This window comes from Asanoa sp. NPDC050611 (genome assembly GCF_040654855.1).
GTDB lineage: Bacteria > Actinomycetota > Actinomycetes > Mycobacteriales > Micromonosporaceae > Asanoa.
Map to the genome: position 1 here is coordinate 1 of NZ_JBFAIU010000020.1, position 16,058 is coordinate 16,058.

Annotated in this window: 15 protein-coding genes and 1 tRNA gene; 14 read left to right on the forward strand and 2 right to left on the reverse strand. The window is 71.4% G+C overall.

The window, feature by feature from the left end:
* Positions 1-471: 471 nt before the first annotated feature.
* The gene (locus tag AB0H87_RS05510; protein WP_089254691.1) at positions 472-1,149 is read right to left on the reverse strand and encodes a Crp/Fnr family transcriptional regulator; all 678 of its coding nucleotides are present in this window, start codon (positions 1,147-1,149) and stop codon (positions 472-474) included.
* A 136-nt stretch (positions 1,150-1,285) separates the two neighbouring features.
* Here AB0H87_RS05510 and AB0H87_RS05515 point away from each other — a divergent pair, with 136 nt between their 5' ends.
* From AB0H87_RS05515 to AB0H87_RS05560, 10 genes are all read left to right on the forward strand, one after another.
* Positions 1,286-1,945 carry an adenosylcobinamide amidohydrolase gene (locus AB0H87_RS05515; RefSeq protein ID WP_360140088.1) on the forward strand — a complete coding sequence of 220 codons (660 nt, stop codon included), beginning with the start codon at positions 1,286-1,288 and terminating at the stop codon, positions 1,943-1,945.
* Positions 1,946-2,012: 67 nt separating this feature from the next.
* A complete protein-coding gene (locus AB0H87_RS05520; RefSeq protein ID WP_360140091.1) occupies positions 2,013-3,182 on the forward strand; it encodes a CapA family protein in 1,170 nt (389 codons plus the stop codon).
* A 56-nt stretch (positions 3,183-3,238) separates the two neighbouring features.
* A complete protein-coding gene (locus tag AB0H87_RS05525; protein WP_360140094.1) occupies positions 3,239-3,829 on the forward strand; it encodes a TetR/AcrR family transcriptional regulator in 591 nt (196 codons plus the stop codon).
* Positions 3,830-3,840: 11 nt separating this feature from the next.
* Entirely contained in the window at positions 3,841-4,623 is a 783-nt protein-coding gene (locus AB0H87_RS05530; protein WP_360140097.1) for a TIGR03084 family metal-binding protein, read from the forward strand.
* On the forward strand, positions 4,620-6,287 hold the full coding sequence (locus tag AB0H87_RS05535) for an acyclic terpene utilization AtuA family protein (RefSeq protein WP_360140100.1): 1,668 nt from the start codon (positions 4,620-4,622) through the stop codon (positions 6,285-6,287). The genes AB0H87_RS05530 and AB0H87_RS05535 overlap by 4 nt, the downstream gene beginning before the upstream one ends.
* 79 nt (positions 6,288-6,366) lie before the next feature.
* Positions 6,367-7,968, forward strand: coding sequence for a carboxyl transferase domain-containing protein (locus AB0H87_RS05540; protein WP_360140103.1), 1,602 nt, complete (start codon positions 6,367-6,369; stop codon positions 7,966-7,968).
* A 7-nt stretch (positions 7,969-7,975) separates the two neighbouring features.
* Positions 7,976-10,000 (forward strand): biotin carboxylase N-terminal domain-containing protein, encoded by a 2,025-nt coding sequence (locus tag AB0H87_RS05545; protein WP_360140106.1) that lies wholly within the window; start codon positions 7,976-7,978, stop codon positions 9,998-10,000.
* A 28-nt stretch (positions 10,001-10,028) separates the two neighbouring features.
* On the forward strand, positions 10,029-11,189 hold the full coding sequence (locus tag AB0H87_RS05550; protein WP_360140109.1) for an acyl-CoA dehydrogenase: 1,161 nt from the start codon (positions 10,029-10,031) through the stop codon (positions 11,187-11,189).
* Between the two features lie 44 nt (positions 11,190-11,233).
* The gene (locus AB0H87_RS05555) at positions 11,234-11,656 is read left to right on the forward strand and encodes a hypothetical protein (protein WP_360140112.1); all 423 of its coding nucleotides are present in this window, start codon (positions 11,234-11,236) and stop codon (positions 11,654-11,656) included.
* Positions 11,653-13,149 carry a protein kinase gene (locus AB0H87_RS05560; protein ID WP_360140115.1) on the forward strand — a complete coding sequence of 499 codons (1,497 nt, stop codon included), beginning with the start codon at positions 11,653-11,655 and terminating at the stop codon, positions 13,147-13,149. The genes AB0H87_RS05555 and AB0H87_RS05560 overlap by 4 nt, the downstream gene beginning before the upstream one ends.
* Here the strand turns inward: AB0H87_RS05560 and AB0H87_RS05565 are convergent.
* Entirely contained in the window at positions 13,146-13,598 is a 453-nt protein-coding gene (locus AB0H87_RS05565) for a GatB/YqeY domain-containing protein (RefSeq protein WP_360140118.1), read from the reverse strand. The two genes, AB0H87_RS05560 and AB0H87_RS05565, sit on opposite strands and share 4 nt — an antisense overlap.
* A gap of 25 nt (positions 13,599-13,623) precedes the next feature.
* Here AB0H87_RS05565 and AB0H87_RS05570 point away from each other — a divergent pair, with 25 nt between their 5' ends.
* The 4 genes from AB0H87_RS05570 (at position 13,624) to AB0H87_RS05585 (ending at position 16,018) form a co-directional block, all read left to right on the forward strand.
* A complete protein-coding gene (locus AB0H87_RS05570) occupies positions 13,624-14,517 on the forward strand; it encodes a metallophosphoesterase (RefSeq protein ID WP_360140121.1) in 894 nt (297 codons plus the stop codon).
* 56 nt (positions 14,518-14,573) lie between these two features.
* Positions 14,574-14,650 (forward strand) — tRNA-Pro (locus AB0H87_RS05575).
* A 147-nt stretch (positions 14,651-14,797) separates the two neighbouring features.
* On the forward strand, positions 14,798-15,169 hold the full coding sequence (locus tag AB0H87_RS05580; protein WP_360140124.1) for a tetratricopeptide repeat protein: 372 nt from the start codon (positions 14,798-14,800) through the stop codon (positions 15,167-15,169).
* Between the two features lie 24 nt (positions 15,170-15,193).
* The gene (locus AB0H87_RS05585; RefSeq protein ID WP_360140127.1) at positions 15,194-16,018 is read left to right on the forward strand and encodes a tetratricopeptide repeat protein; all 825 of its coding nucleotides are present in this window, start codon (positions 15,194-15,196) and stop codon (positions 16,016-16,018) included.
* Positions 16,019-16,058 lie beyond the last annotated feature (40 nt).

Genomic DNA, 16,058 nt, shown 5'->3' on the forward strand with positions numbered 1-16,058 from the left:
AGGCGGAAGGCACGAGGCCCGAGGCGGAAGGCACGAGGCCCGAGGCGGAAGGCACGAGGCCCGAGGCGGAAGGCACGAGGCCCGAGGCGGAAGGCGCGAGGCCGGACGCGGAAGGCGCGAGGCCGGACGCGGAAGGCGCGAGGCCGGACGCGGAAGGCGCGAGGCCGGAGGCGGAAGGCGCGAGGCGGAAGGAGGGCCTCGCGGTTGCCCTCGAAGCGGGACCAGCGCCGAGTCAACCCAGACGCGACCTCACCCAATGGACTGTGACCCACCGAGCCGCCACCGGACCAGACCGACGCCGAACTGAGTCAGGGCGGGGGAGGATGTTGTGCGCGCCGACTATAAGGGGCGCGCTCTTTGCGACCTGTCGGTGCGCACAACATTCTCCCCCGCCCTGGACCGCAACCAAACGCCCGCCGCAATCAGCCCGCGCGAAGGAGCGACCGATCGTCGGGACGAAAGGCCCAAGCCTCAAACGCGAGCGCGCCGAGCCAACCGCTCAGGGTCAAGGATGATGATCGACTTCCCGTCCAGCCGCAGCCAGCCACGCGAAGCGAAATCGGCCAGCGCCTTGTTCACGGTCTCCCGCGACGCACCGACCAGCTGCGCGATCTCTTCCTGCGTCAGGTCGTGGGTGACCCGCAGCACCCCACCGTCGCGGGTGCCGAAGCGGCCCGCCATCTGCAGCAGGTTCTTGGCCACCCGGCCAGGGACGTCGGTGAAGATCAGGTCGGCCAGGGCATCGTTGGTACGTCGCAGCCGGCGCGCCAGCACGCGCAGCAGTTGCTCAGCGATCTCCGGCCGGTTGTTGAGCCACGGCCGCAGCGCCTGCTTGCGGAGGCGGGCCAGGCGTGTGTCGGTGACCGCCGTGGCGGTCGCCGTGCGTGGGCCCGGGTCGAACAGTGACAGCTCACCGACCATGTCGGATGGGCCCATCACCGCGATCAGGTTCTGGCGGCCGTCGGCCGCGCGTCGCCCTACTTTGATCTTCCCGCTCAGCACGATGTAAAGGCTGTCGCCGGGTTCGCCCTCGTTGAAGACGATCTCGCCCTTGCGGGCCTCGATGGTCTCCATGTCCTTGGCGAGCGCTTCGGCCGCCTCCGGGTCGACACCCTGGAAGATGCCGCTACGGGCCAGAACCTCATCCATCGCGCACCTCAGTTCCACGAATGGCGCGGAAACCGCGCGCAGTCAGTCTAGGCGTACGCATCGGCGAACCAGCCCGGCAACCCCCGGATCGTGATCAAGCGCGACCCCCGGCGGCCACCTGCCTTATCGTCAGCGCGTGCCGTTCAAGCCCATTCTTACCGCGCGTCAGGAGGACGGCGAAAGTATCCCCCTGCTGCTCTGGCGCCTACCCGCCCCGATGCGCGGGATCAGCTCGGGGCCGCTCGGTGGCGGGATCGGTGACCGCGAATGGGTCATCAACGCGACCGTGCCCATGTCGTACGCCCGGAATGACCCGCAAGAGCACCTAACGGAACTGGCCGGCGGGATGGCGCTCGACGGGCCCGGTGTCGGCTTGTTGACGGGCGTCGACGTGACGGAACGGGTTGCCGCGACGGATGGTGCGGTCGAGGTGTGGGCGACCGTCGGCCTCGGTAGGCCCATCCTGGCCGCCGCGGCGCACGAGATACCCCGCCAGCAGACGCACACCCCCGGGACGATCAACATCGTCGCCTTCGTGCCGGTCCGGCTCAGCGATGCCGCCCTCGTCAACGCTGTCATGACCATCACAGAAGCGAAGGCGCAGGCGCTCTGGGAACTCGGCCTCGCCGCCACCGGCACCGCCACCGACGCGGTCACCGTCCTTTGCCCACAGGACGGCCCGGCCGAGGCGTACGGCGGTCCGTTGAGCAAATGGGGAGCCCACGCGGCCCGAGCCGTCCACCGCGCCGTCAAGGAGGGCGGCGCCAGGCCCAAGATCCCCTGGTCGGAGCGCTGACGGAGCGCTGCCGCATCAGCCTCACGGAGGTACCCACGACCAGCGCCCGGACGGTATGTTGCGCGGCGTGTACCCCCTCGACACGCCGACGAAGCGCACCTGGCGGCCGGCCATCGTGGCCGGTGTCGCCGTCGCGGCCCTGTTGGGCGTGGCGGTCGCCGCCGCCGCGGCGGTGGCCAACGGCGGCGACCAGCCCGCCGTCTGGGTCGCACCGGCCCAGTCGCCGCCGGGCGAAACCCAACCGCCCGCCGAGGAGACGGCCGAGGAGGAGGACGCCATCTCGCTGTCCGCCACCGGCGACATCGTGATGGGCAACGCTCCGGGCAGCCTGCCGTCCAGCGGCGGCAAGGGATTCTTCGACGGCGTCAAGCGCGACCTCGCCGCCGACCTGGTGATGGGCAACCTCGAGGAGCCGCTCACCGAGGACACGGGCCGGTCGAAGTGCGGGCCCGAATCGACCGGCTGCCACCAGTTCCGCGCACCCCCGGGCTACGCCAAGCACCTCAAGGACGCCGGCTTCGAGTTGCTCAACCAGGCCAACAACCACGGCAACGACTACGGCCCGGACGGCTATCGGAACACACAGGACGCGCTGGAGAAGTACGGCCTCGAACACACCGGCGCGGTCGACCAGATCACCGTGGTCGACGTCGAGGGTGTCAAGGTCGCGGTCGTCGGCTTCTCCTCGTACCCCTGGAACAACAACCTCGTCGACATCGCCGCCGGCAAGGCGCTGATCGCCAAGGCCGCGAAGCAGGCGGACCTGGTCGTGGTGCAGGTGCACATGGGCGCGGAGGGCTCGGGCAAGACCCGGGTGAAGCCCGGCACCGAGATGTTCCTCGGCGAGAACCGCGGCGACCCGATCAAGTTCGCCCACTCCATGATCGACGCTGGCGCCGACCTGATCGTCGGCCACGGGCCGCACGTCCTGCGCGCGATGGAGTTCTACAAGGGCCGGTTGATCGCCTACAGCCTCGGCAACTTCGCCGGTGGCGGCGGCACGCTCCGCAACGACGGGCCGCTGGGGCTCGGCGCGGTGCTCAAGGTCGAGCTGACCAAGGACGGCACGTGGGTCGGCGGCACCCTGGTCTCCACGGCGATGAACGGCGCGGGCAAGCCGGTCACGGACCCTGACGGTGACAGCTTGGCCATGATCAAAGATCTGAGCAACAAGGACTTCCCGCGTACGGGAGCCAGGTTCGACAAGGCCGGCAAGATCACCCCACGAGACGCATAAGAACCACAGAAACAAGCAGGCTTGACTGTTTGTTTCGGCGCCGCCATGCTCAGGAAATGCGGACCCCGCAGCAGGAGCGCAGTCGGGCCACCCAGGCCCGCCTCCTCGACGCGGCCGTCGACAGCCTGGTCGAGCTGGGCTGGGCCGGCACCACCACGACGGTGATCGCCGAGCGCGCCGGCGTCTCCCGCGGCGCCCAGCTGCACCACTACCCCACCAAGGCCGCACTGGTGATGGCCGCCGTCGAGCACCTCGCCGACCGCCGCGCCGCGGAGATCCGGGCCGAGGCGGCCAGCCTGCCGACCGGCGCACCCAGGGTCGACCGTGTCGTGGACATGCTGGCCGTGGCGTTCACCGGCCCGCTCTACGCCGCCGCCCTCGAAGTCTGGATCGCCGCCCGCACCGACCCCGAGCTGCGCACCGCGCTCGTGCCCGTGGAGGCCCGGGTCGGTCGCGAGCTGCACCGGCTCACCGTCGAGCTGCTCGGCGCCGACGAGCGCCGTCCCGGCGTACGCGAGTCGATCCAGGCCACCCTCGACCTCATGCGCGGCCTGGGCGTGGCGAACCTGCTCTCCGACGACGCGGCCCGCCGCGCCACCCTGCTGCGCGAGTGGAAGCGCCACCTCGCCGCCGTGATCCGCGCCTGAAGGAGGCCCACGTGGTCGAGCTAGCCGTCCTGCTCACCGATCTCGACGCCGAGACCGCCGAGGTCGACGCCATGCTCGCCCACCGGCCCGAAGCGGACTGGGCGCGGCCGACCCCGAGCCCCGGCTGGACCGTCGCACACCAGATCGCCCACCTGGCCTGGACGGACCGTGCGGCGCTGCTCGCCACGACCGACGAAGCCCAGTTCGTCGCGTTGCTGGCGCCGCTCGCCGACGACCCGGACCACATCGTCGACAAGGGTGCCGAGGGTTATCTGGCCCCGCCCGACGAGTTGCGGCAACGCTGGCTCGACGGCCACAAGGAGCTGGTCGAGGCGTTGCGGTCCGCGCCGCCGGGCAAGCGGATCCCGTGGTTCGGCAACCTGCTCACACCACAGTCGATGGTCACGGCCCGGCTGATGGAGACGTGGGCACACGGCCTCGACATCGCCACGGCTCTCGGCGTCACCAGCACACCCACCGACCGCCTGCGGCACATCGCCTTCCTCGGCGTGCGTACCCTCGGCCACTCGTTCCTCGCACACGGCCGGCCCGCACCGCAGGCGCAGGTCCGGGTCGAGCTCGCCGCCCCGGACGGCAGCGAGTGGGCGTTCGGACCCGAGACGGCGACCGACCGCCTGACCGGCCCCGCCCTCGACTTCTGCCTGCTGGTCACCCAGCGCCGCAACCCCGCCGACCTCGCACTGGTCGCCACCGGCCCGGTCGCGACGGAGTGGCTCCAGGTCGCGCAGGCCTTCGCCGGCCCGCCCGGTGTCAAGCGGGAGGCGACGAAATGATCCGCATCGGCAACGCCTCCGGCTTCTACGGCGACCGCTTCTCCGCCTGGCGCGAGATGCTCGACGGCGGCGACCTCGACGTGCTGACCGGCGACTACCTGGCCGAGCTGACGATGCTGATCCTCGGCCGCGACCGGGCCCGCGACCCCGCGCTCGGCTACGCCCGCACCTTCCTCCGCCAGCTCGAATCCACCCTCGGCACCGCGCTCGACAAGGGCGTCAAGCTGGTCACCAACGCCGGCGGCCTGCACCCGGCGGGCCTGGCCCAGGCGATCGCGACGCTGGCACAGGACAACGGCCTCAACCCGCGCATCGCGTACGTCGAAGGCGACGCCCTCCTGCGCCCCGACGCGCTGACGGCCAACGCCTACCTCGGCGCGTTCGGCATCGCCGCCTGCCTCGACGCCGGTGCCGACATCGTGGTCACCGGCCGGGTCACCGACGCGGCCCTGGTCGTCGGCCCGGCCGCCGCGCACTACGGCTGGTCCCGCGACGACTTCGACGCGCTGGCCGGCGCGACCGTGGCGGGCCACGTGATCGAGTGCGGCGCACAGGCAACCGGGGGCAACTTCAGCTTCTTCACCGAGCTGCCCGACGGTGCCCACCGCCCCGGCTTCCCGATCGCGGAGGTCGCCGCGGACGGCAGCTGTGTGATCACCAAACACCCCGGCACCGGCGGCGCGGTCACGGTCGAGACGGTCACGGCGCAACTGCTCTACGAGATCGACGCACCCGCCTACCTCGGGCCTGACGTCGTCACCCGGCTGGACACGGCCGTCCTGCGCCAACAGGGCCCCGACCGGGTCGCGATCACCGGCGTCAAGGGCACCCCGCCGCCACCGACGCTGAAGGTCGGCGTGGCCAACCTCGGCGGCTTCCGCAACGCGATGACCTTCGTCCTCTGTGGGCTCGACATCGAGGCCAAGGCGGCCCTGGTGCGGGCGCAGATCGAGGACGCGGTCGGCAAGGAGGGCCTGGAGTTCACGCTGGCCCGCACCGACCACCCCGACGCGGTCGACACCGAGGCGGCCAGCGCGCTGCTGCACGTACACCTGAAGGACCAGGACCCGAAGCGGGCCGGGCGGGCGTTCTCGGCCGCCGCGGTGGAGCTGGCCCTGGCCTCCTACCCGGGTTGCACGTTGACCACCCCGCCGGGTGACGCCACCCCGTTCGGGGTGTTCACCGCGGACACGGTCCCGCAGGACGGGGTCAACCACACGGCCGTGCTGCCCGACGGCAAGCGCGTCACGATCCGCCCGCCGATCCGGACGGCCACCTACCAGGGCAGCCCCCGACAGCAGTCGACGCCGGCGGAGCACGGCGCGCCCACGAAGGCGAAGCTCGGGACTCTGCTCGGCGCCCGCTCCGGCGACAAGGGCGGCGACGCTAACCTCGGCGTCTGGGCCCGCACCGACGCGGCCGCCGACTGGCTGCTCGGCTGGCTGACCGAGGAGCGACTCAAGGAGTTGCTCCCGGAGACGGCGCCGTTGACCGTCGAGCGGCACGAGCTGCCCAACCTGCGCGCGGTCAACTTCGTGATCCGCGGCCTGCTCGGCGCCGGGGTCGCCGCGTCCACCCGGTTCGACCCGCAGGCCAAGGCGCTCGGCGAGCTGTTCCGGGCCAGGGTCGCCGAGGTCCCCGCGACCTTGCTGGGTCCAGCGTGACGTGCGTCAAGCGTGTCGCCCCCACCGAGACGCTCGTTACGGAGGTGGCAATGGCCAAGGACGTCTGTGAGGGGTGCGCGTGACTGTCATGGAGACCGCGGTCGACCCGCGCAACCCGTCCTACCTGGAGAACCGCTCGGCGATGCTGGAGCGCCTCCACGAGTACGAGGACGCGCTGGATGACGCGCGGGCCGGCGGCGGCGAGAAGTACGTGTCCCGCCACCACGCCCGCGGCAAGCTGCTCCCCCGCGAGCGGATCGAGCTGCTGCTGGACCAGGACGCCCCGTTCCTGGAGCTGTCGCCGACGGCGGCGTGGGGCACCGACTTCCCGGTCGGCGCGAGCGTGGTCAGCGGCATCGGTGTGATCGAGGGCGTCGAGTGCGTGATCGTCGCCAACGACCCGACCGTGCGCGGTGGGGCGATCAACCCGTACGCCCTGAAGAAGACCCAACGGGCCGGCGAGATCGCCCTGGCGAACCGGTTGCCACTGGTCAACCTGGTCGAGTCCGGCGGCGCCGACCTGCCCACCCAGGCGGAGATCTTCATACCGGGCGGCGGCATCTTCCGCGACCTCACCCGGCTGTCCGCGGCCGGCATCCCGACGATCTCGGTCGTCTTCGGCAACGCGACGGCCGGCGGCGCCTACGTGCCCGGGATGTCCGACTACACGATCATGGTCCGGCACCAGGCGAAGGTGTTCCTGGCCGGCCCGCCGCTGGTCCGGATGGCCACCGGCGAGGTCACCGACGACGAGTCGCTCGGTGGCGCCGCCATGCACGCGGGCACGAGCGGGCTCGCCGACTACCTCGCCGAGGACGAGCGCGACGGCCTGCGCCTGGCCCGCCAGGTGATCCGGCGGCTCAACTGGCGCAAGCAGGGTCCCGGGCCACGCACCTCGAACCCGGCGAACCCGAAGTACGACGTCGAGGACCTCCTGGCCATCGCCTCCGCGGACCAGCGGAACCCGTTCGACCCCCGCGAGGTCCTGGCCCGCGTCCTCGACGGCAGCGAGTTCGACGAGTTCAAGCCCGGCTACGGCGCCGCGCTGGTGACGGGCTGGGGCGAGCTGCACGGCTACCCGGTCGGCGTGCTGGCCAACGCCCGCGGGGTGCTGTTCTCCGAGGAGTCGCAGAAGGCGGCCCAGTTCATCCAGCTCGCCAACGCGAGCGACACGCCGCTGCTGTTCCTGCAGAACACCACGGGCTACATGGTCGGCGCCGAGTACGAGCAGCGCGGCATCATCAAGCACGGCGCCCTGATGATCAACGCGGTGTCCAACTCGCGGGTCCCGCACATCACGATCAACCTGGGCGCCTCGTACGGCGCCGGCAACTACGGCATGTGCGGCCGCGCCTACGACCCCCGGTTCCTGTTCACGTGGCCGAACGCGAAGTCCGCCGTGATGGGCCCGACCCAGCTCGCCGGCGTGCTCTCGATCGTGGCGCGGCAGGCCGCCGAGGCCAAGGGCCAGCACTACGACGAGGACTCCGACCAGGCCATGCGCATGATGGTCGAGCAGCAGATCGAGAGCCAGTCGACGGCGCTTTTCCTGTCCGGCCGGCTCTACGACGACGGGATCATCGACCCACGCGACACCCGCACCGTCCTCGGGCTGTGCCTGTCGGCTATCCACAATGCACCGATCAAGGGCGCCGAGGGCTTCGGCGTCTTCCGGATGTGAGGCTCCCATGATCCGCAGACTGCTGGTGGCCAACCGGGGTGAGATCGCCCGCCGGATCTTCGCCTCGTGCCGGCTGGTCGGCATCGAGACGGTCGCCGTCTACTCCGATGCCGACGCCGACTCGCCGCACGTGGCCGAGGCGGACTACGCCGTGCACCTGCCCGGCAACGCGCCGACCGCGACGTACCTGCGCGGCGACCTGATGGTCGGCGCCGCGCGCAAGACCGGGGCCGACGCGATCCATCCCGGGTACGGGTTCCTGTCGGAGAACGCCGACTTCGCCGCCACGGTCACGGACTCGGGGCTCACCTGGGTCGGGCCGCCGGCGAAGGTGATCGCCACGATGGGCTCGAAGATCGAGGCCAAGCAGCTGCTGGCCGACGCCGGCATCCCGATGCTGCCGACCTGGTTCGACCCCGACCGGGTCACCGAGTTCCCGGTGCTGGTCAAGGCGTCGGCCGGTGGCGGCGGCCGGGGCATGCGGATCGTGCACGACCGCGAGTCGCTGCCCGACGCGATCGCGTCCGCGCGGCGCGAAGCCGCCCTGGCGTTCGGCGACGGCACGGTCTTCCTGGAACGCTACGTCGAGAGCGCCCGGCACATCGAGGTGCAGGTCTTCGCCGACAACCACGGCACCGTCGTGCCGTTCGGCGAGCGCGAGTGCTCCATCCAGCGCCGCTACCAGAAGATCCTCGAGGAGGCGCCCTCGCCGGTCGTCACGGCGCAGCTGCGCGAGCAGCTGTGCACGGCGGCGGTGGCCGCGGCCAGGGCGGTCGGCTACGTCGGCGCCGGCACCGTCGAGTTCCTGGTGGACACCGTCGGCGGCGGCTTCTACTTCCTGGAGATGAACACCCGGCTGCAGGTCGAGCACGCCGTCACCGAGATGATCACGGGGTTCGACCTGGTCCAGCTGCAGCTGTCCGTGGCCGAGGGCAACCCGCTGCCGCTGAACGCGCCGCCGCCGATGCGCGGGCACGCGATCGAGGTGCGGCTCTGCGCCGAGGACCCGGCCGCGAACTGGCTGCCGTCCACGGGCACCATGCACCGGTTCCACATCCCCGCCGTCGCCGGCGAGTTCAAGCCGCTCGCCGTGCCCGGGCTGCGGCTCGACCCCGGCGTGCGGGACGGCTCCGTGGTCGGCGTGCACTACGACTCGATGGTGGCCAAGCTGATCGCCTGGGGTCCGACCCGGGCCGACGCCGCCCGGCTGCTCGCGGGCGCGCTGGCCCGCGCCGAGATCCATGGCGTGACGACCAACCGCGACCTGCTCGTGCGTACGCTGCGGCACCCGTCCTATCGCGCCGGCGACACCGACACCGCGTTCCTCGAGCGGCACCCCGAGGTGTTCGCGCCGCTGCTCTCGTCGGTCGACGCGGTCCGGGTGTCCTGCCTGGCGGCCGCGCTGGCCGGAGCCGCCGAACGGCATGGCGGCGCCGCCGTGCTCGGCACGCTGCCGTCCGGTTGGCGCAACGTCCCGTCCCGATCACAGACCACGGTGTACGACGGCCCGGCCGGCCCGGTCGAGGTCGGCTACCGGCTGGACCGCTCCGGCGACCTCGTCAACTGGTGGGTCCGCGCCGTCAATCCAGACGACCCGGACCTGGGCGGGCTCGGCCAGCCGCCGGCCACCGACGACCACCCGCCGGCGCAGGTCGTCTCCGCCACGCCGGAGGCGGTCGCGCTCGACGTCAACGGCATCCGCCTGATGTTCACGGTCCGCCGGGTCGGCGAGGTGTCCTACGTCGACAGTCCGGAGGGCTCGGTCGCCCTGCACGAGCTGCCCCGGTTCCCGCTCCCGTCCGCCCAGCTCGCCGAGGGCTCGTTGGTCGCGCCGCTGCCCGGGCACGTCAGCCGGGTCATGGTGGTGCCGGGCCAGCGGGTCCGCCCCGGCGAGCTGCTGATGACGCTCGAGGCCATGAAGCTCGAGCACCCCGTGTACGCGCCATCCGCCGGCTACGTCGCCGCGCTGCCGGTCGGCCCCGGCTCGCAGGTGGAGACCGGTGCCGTGCTGGCGGTCCTCAGTCCCGAATAACAACCGAGAGAGTCGGAGGCCACCCCTCATGAACTTCGACCTGACCCCCGAGCAGAGCGACCTGCGCGACGCCGTGTCGGCCCTCGGCCGCCGCTACGGCCACGAGTACTTCATCGGCAAGGCCAAGACCGGTGAGCACACGACCGAGCTGTGGGCCGAGGCCGGCAAGCTCGGCTACCTCGGCGTCAGCATCCCGGCGGAGTACGGCGGTGGTGGCGGCGGCATCACCGAGCTGACCATCGTCTGCGAGGAGCTGTCGGCGACCGGCTCGCCGCTGCTCCTGCTGGTGGTCTCACCGGCGATCGTGGCGACGATCATCGCCAAGCACGGCACCGAGGACCAGCGCACCGAGTTCCTGCCCCGGCTGGCCGACGGCACGCTGCTCATCGCGTTCGCGATCACCGAGCCGGAGGCGGGCACCAACTTCCACCGGCTCGGCACGGTCGCGCGCCGCGACGGCGACGACTGGGTGATCAACGGCCGCAAGTGCTTCATCTCCGGCGTCGACCACGCGGACTACGTGCTCGTGGTGGCCCGCACCCAGGACGCCGCGACCGGGCGGCTGATGCCCGCGCTGTTCCTCGTGCCCACCGACGCGGCCGGCCTCACGAAGTCACAGCTCGACATGGAGATCGTGTCGCCGGAGAAGCAGTTCCTGCTCTACCTCGACGACGTCCGGCTGCCGGCTTCCGCCCTCGTCGGTGGGTCGGCCGATGCCGGGCTGCCGGCGCTGTTCGCGGGGCTCAACCCGGAGCGGATCACGGTGGCGGCGATGAGCGCCGGCACCGGCCGCTACGCGCTGGAGCGGGCCTCGAAATACGCGGCGACCCGCCAGGTCTGGGGCCGGCCGATCGGGACGCACCAGGGCGTCGCGCACCCGCTGGCACACGCGGCGATCCAGGTGGAACTGGCCAAGCTGATGGTCTACAAGGCGGCCGCACTCTACGACGCGGGCCGGGACCTGGAAGCGGGCGTGGCGGCCAACATGGCCAAGTACGCGACCGCCGACGCCGCGGCCCTGGCGGTCGACACGGCGATCCAGGTGCACGGCGGCAATGGGATGACCACCGAGTACGGCGTGGCCACGCTGCTCGGTGCCGTGCGCGCGGGCCGGATCGCACCGGTCAGCCGGGAGATGATCCTCAACTTCGTTTCGCAACACGTACTCGGTCAGGAGAAGTCGTACTGACGGCTCGTTGATCATCATGTGTGGAGATGCTTGGATCTTCAAATATGAGGCTTCCTCGCTCTCCGGCCGGTTGGACCATGGCCGTCTTCGGCGTGCTCGCGATCATCATGGGCGTGGTCGGCCTGGTCAGCCCGGACACCTTGCTGAAGAGCCTGGGTTTCGAGGTGCTCGCGACCCGCCCACCAGGTGACTACACGAAGACGTTCATGGCGGCGTCGTCGATGGCGTCGCTGAACATGGGCGTCTACTACCTGGTCGCGGTCGCCACCGAATGGCGGCCGTTCTACCTGTTCACTGTCGTGTTCCGGCTCGTGACCTTCACGGTGTTCACGATCCTGGTGGTCACCGACGCCGCACCGGGCCGGTTCTTCGGCGTCGCGCTGTGGGAAGGACTCGGCGCGGTTGCCACGGGTGTCGCATTGTGGTTCGAACGAAAGGGGCGGACTTCGGTACCTTCTAACCCGTGAACGGCACATCACCTGGCGCACTCCCCCTGCCAGTTGTGCCCGGATTGACCGATTTGTCGGTGTTCGCCCGCGGCGGCTACGCGACCGTCTACCGCGCGACGCAGGCGTCGGTCGGCCGCGAGGTGGCCGTCAAGGTCGAAAATCGCACGCTCGACACCGAGCGCGACCAACGCCGCTTCCTCCGCGAGGCGCGCGCCGCCGGCCGCATGTCGTCACACCCGCACGTGGTCGACCTCTTCGACGCCGGCGTCACCGCCGACCGCCACCCCTATCTGATCATGGAGCTCTGCGACGGCTCGTACGCCGAACGGATGAAGAGCTCCCCGCTGTCGGCGGCCGAGTCCCGCGACGTCGGCGTGAAGATCGCCGACGCGCTGGCCGACGCTCACCAGCTCGGCGTGCTGCACCGTGACGTCAAGCCCGCCAACATCCTCTACTCGCGGTTCAACGAGCCGGCCCTCGCCGACTTCGGCCTGGCCGTGCTCGCCGAGGTACGCGACTCGTCCGTGACGCTGGAGGTGCTGACCCCGGCGTACGCCGCGCCCGAGATGTTCCGGCACAGCGAGCCGTCACCCGCGGTCGACGTGTACGCCCTCTGCGCCACCCTCTACGCGATCATGCGGGGCAAGCCGCCGCGCTGGCGCGAAGACCGGGACCCGAGCCTGGTCACGCTCATGGAGATGTTCACCGAGCGGATCCCCGACCTGCCGGGCGTCCCGCCCGCCTACCTGGAGCTGCTGCGCCGGGGCATGGCCAACGATCCCGCGGCCCGGCCCTCGGCGGAGGAGCTGCGGGACCGGCTGGCCGCCGTGCCGATGGACAGCTTCGGGCCCGCGCGCCCGGTCTCCGGGGCACCGATCTCCGGCGCGCCGGTGTCCGGCGGCCCGTCCGTCTACGTGTCGCGGTCCTACACCCCGCCGGAGCCGCCCCCGGGGCCCGCCGAGCATCCGACGGTGCCGGGTAGGAGCCGGCGCAGTCGCCGCCGCTGGTGGCTGGGCGGGCTGGGGATGGTCGCGCTGCTCGCGATCGGCGGCCTGACCACGTGGTACGCCGCCGGGCGGCCGGACACCGACCCGGTCGGCCTGCCCAGCACCCCGGAGCCGACCCAGAGCGCGACGCTCGGCAGCCAGCCGCTGAACGGCTGCCTGGTCCTGCCGGCCGCCGGGCGCTGCCCCGGGGACATCGAGTGCTACGGCAGCGACTCCCGGCAGGTCGACTGCGCCGGGACGCACACGTGGGAGACGTTCGCGGTCGGCACGGTGCCGGCGTCGCTGACGACGGTTGACCAGCGGACCCTGCGCGCCGACCCGGAGGTCGCCCGGCTCTGCGGCCCGTCCACCTTCGCGGCGGTGACGCTGCTGATGAACCCGCAGGGCTGGACTTTTGACGTGCTCCCGCCCACCCCGGCGGCCCTGGACGCCGGCGACCGCACGTACCGTTGCGTGGCGGGTCGTGGTCCCGACGCCCTCGACGGGCCGACGCTGTCGCGTTAACCGAGCTGGCGGCGCACCTCGGCAGCCACCCGGCCACCCTCGGCCCGACCGGCGACGGCACCCTGGGCGGCCTTCATCGCCGGACCCATCTGGGCCTTGCCGCTGAATCCGCCCGCTTGGAGTGCCTCGGTGACCACCTGGGCCAGCTCCTCGTCGGAGAGCTGCTTGGGCAGGTACCGGTCGAGAACCTCGCCCTCCGCGGTCTCCTTGGCGGCCTGCTCGGACCGCCCGGCGTCGGCGAACGCGGTCGCGGCCTCCCGGCGCTTCTTGGCCTCGCGGGTGAGCACGGCGAGGATCTCGTCGTCGGTCAGCTCGCGCTTCTCCTTGCCGGCCACCTCGGCGTTGCCGATCGCGGCCAGCGCCATCCGCAGCGTCGACGTCGTCATCTCGTCGCGGGCCTTGAGCGCCGCCCGCATGTCGGTGGTGAGGACGTCCTTCAGCGTGCTCATGAAGCCACAAACTACCCTGGTGGCCATGCGAAAGCGCACGGTATACCGGCTGGCAGCCGGCACGGCGGCGGCGGGCGCGGCGACCTTCGCGTACGCCGCGCTGGTCGAACGCAACCTGTTCACTCTCCGGCGGTACGAGGTGCCGGTGCTGGCGACGGACGCCGAACCGCTGCGCATCCTCCACCTCTCGGACCTGCATATGATGCCGGACCAGCGGCGCAAGCAGCGGTGGGTGGCCGCGCTGGCCGGCACCGACCCGGACCTGGTCGTCGTCACCGGAGACAACATGGCCAACCCGGCCGCCGTGCCGGGGGTGATGCGGGCCCTGCAGCCGCTCCTCGACGTACCCGGCGCGTTCGTGTTCGGCTCCAACGACTACCGCGGCCCGGTGTTCAAGAACCCGTTCACCTACTTCGACAAGGACCGCGAGTACGTCCAGGGCGTGGAGCTGCCGAGCGAGGAGCTGCGCGAGGTCCTGGTCGGCGCGGGCTGGGCGGACCTGAACAACGCCCGCACCACGCTCAAGGCCGGTGGTCGCCTGGTCGAGCTGGTGGGCGTCGACGACCCGCACGTGGAGCGCGACGACTACCCGTCGGTGGCGGGCCCGGCCTCACCGGCCGCGGACCTGCGGCTGGCCCTGACCCACACGCCGGAGCCACGGGTCCTGGACGCGATGGCCACGGACGGCTTCGACCTGCTGCTGGCGGGCCACACCCACGGCGGCCAGGTCTGCGTCCCGTTCGTCGGCGCGCTGGTGACCAACTGCGGGTTGCCGCGCTCGATGGCCCGCGGCCTGCACCACTGGCCGGGCAGCAGCGCATGGCTGCACGTCTCGGCGGGCCTGGGCACGCACCCGACGGCCCCGATCCGGTTCGCCTGCCGCCCGGAAGCGACACTGCTCACGCTCATCCCCCGCTGAGGCGGCATACCGAATTTGACCCGGGTGGGCGGTGGGCTAGTATTGCTCGGCACGCTCGGGGTGTGGCGCAGTTTGGTAGCGCGCTTCGTTCGGGACGAAGAGGTCGTCGGTTCAAATCCGGCCACCCCGACCAGGTAAGACACGAGCTCAGGGCCGGTCTCCTCATCCAGAGGGCCGGTCCTGTACCGCTTCCAGCCCCGCCGCTACCGGCACCCAGCAGCCGTCCGCTTGCCCGGATGCGTTACGACGCAGGGCTGTCACACGTCTCTAGACTGCCCGCGTGACGCTGCAGCCGTACGACCGTGGAGTGCTCGCTGTGCAGCGTGGGGCCTTCGAGGAGGCTCGTGAGCAGTTGGAGCTGGCCGGGTCCGACGGCCGGGCGTTGCTGTTGCTGGGCCAGTTAGCCAGCAGCGGACACGGCGAGCCGGCAGATCCCGTGAGGGCCCGCGGGCTGTACGAGCGCGCGGCCGACCTGGGCAACGCCGAGGCGGCTCACAACCTCGGGGTGCTGTACGCCACCGGCCGCGGGGTGCCGCAGGACCAGGCGGCGGCGTTGCGGTGGTATCAGCGTTCGGCCGAGCTGGGCAGTGTGCCTGCGCTTCGGATGGTCGGCCTGATGTACGGCACCGGTCAGGGCGTGCCCGTGGACTAGGGCGAGGCGGAGCGGCACTGGCGAATGGCTGCCGCTGCTGGGGAGGCGCAGGCGCTGCACGATCTGGGCACCCTGTTCGCGTACCACAAGGTAAACCTGCCGGAGGCTGCGTTCTGGTACCTGGAGGCCGCCAAGGCGGGCATCGAGATGGCCGAGCGGGAACTGGTTCTGCTCGCGCCGAAGCTGCGCATGCCGGCTGCGGTGGACCGCCGGGCGCGCACGATGCTCGGCGTGATCCGTGCCTTCCATCTCGAAGATGCGGCCGGAGGGGTGAAGCTGCTGGCCGCATCGGCGAATGACGGGGATCCGGTCGCCCAGCGGACGCTCGCGTATCTGGTCCAGCACGGCATCGGCACGACAAAGGACCATGCTCGGGCGACCGCTCTCTGTCAGTCCGCAGCCGAGGCAGGGGACGCATTCGCCGCGTTCAACCTGGGTGTGCTGTCCGGTGGGTCTGACGAGGCAGTGCGCTGGCTACGCCAGGCGGCTGAGGCCGGGGTCACTGAGGCGTATCCACGGCTGGGTGACCGGCTCAGCGAGCGTGACCTCGACGAGGAGGCGCTGCAGTGGTACGTGCGCGGCGCCGAGGCCGGCGACAAGGGCAGCATGTTCGCAGCGGCTTGCTGGTACCGCGATGGATTCGGCGGACCGGTCGACCTTGTGCAGGCACTTCGGTGGTACCTCGCCATGCTGAACGTCGGCAGCGGCGACGGCATCCACGAAGCACACGCGGTCGTGCCACGAATGACTGCCGATGAGATTCACGAGGCGGGTCGGCTTTCGGGCCGGTTGTTGGAGGCGGACCTCTTCGTACAGCGGCAGACTTCCCCGAGCGCTGCCTCCGATTGACCCGATGCTCCTGGTCGCCAGAGTGTCCTGAACCGTTTCC